1 protein-coding gene is annotated in these 920 nt (G+C 49.4%); it reads left to right on the forward strand.

The window, feature by feature from the left end; translation table 11 throughout:
• A partial coding sequence (locus AC1DUA_RS39205) for an SDR family oxidoreductase (RefSeq protein ID WP_477504818.1) occupies window positions 1-774 on the forward strand: 774 nt, incomplete at its 5' end.
• Window positions 775-920 lie beyond the last annotated feature (146 nt).

Raw genomic sequence — 920 nt, forward strand, 5'->3', positions numbered from 1 at the left:
CTGTTGAAGGGTGGTCATCAAGTTGTAGGACTTACTCGTTCTGATAATGGTGCAAATTTACTGGAGAAGTCGGGTGCAGAGGTTCACCGCGGTACCCTTGAGGATCTTGATAGCCTACAGCGCGGCGCGGCTGGTGCAGATGGTATTATTCATTTGGCGTTTAAGCATGATTTTTCGGACTTTGCCGGAGCACTTGCTACTGATCTGCGTGCTGTAGAAGCGATGGGAGTAGCGCTTGAAGGCTCCAACAAGCCGTTCGTCATTACTGCTCACGCTAATGGGATTGCAGCGGAGAATGTCGTTATTGGACTGGCCGAACGCGGGGTGCGGACATCCATTGTGTCACTTGCGCCATCCGTGCACGGTGAGCATGACAAGGGTTTTGTTCCTCAATTGATTCATACCGCACGTAGGAAGGGATTCTCTGCTTATATCGGCGACGGGGCCAACCGCTGGCCGGCTGTTCATCGCTTTGATGCGGCAACACTGTTCCGTCTGGCAATTGAATCTGCTCCGGCTGGTTCGCGATTGGATGGTGTAGCCGATGAAGGTATCCCATTCCGCGACATTGCAGATGTGATCKGACGGTATCTGAACCTACCGGCGGTCAGCATTTCCCGTGAAGAGGCAGAATCTCACTTTGGCTTTCTAGGTTTAATTGCAGCACTTGATATTCCTAGATCGAGTGCAGAGACTCAGGAGCTACTAGGTTGGAAGCCTGTACATCCGGGGCTGCTTGAAGATCTCGAGCAAGGACATTATTTCAAAAAATAATCGACTTTATCGAGTTGGAAGGACCATTCCTTTAGCAAGAAGGCAGCGGCCATAGGGCCTGCTGCCTTTTCTAAAGAATTCTCTAAATTGTAAGTAGTTGATATATCAACTACTATGATATACTCTTTCATGGGATGTGATTAGAG

It is taken from the genome of Paenibacillus sp. 01T422, from assembly GCF_056398785.1.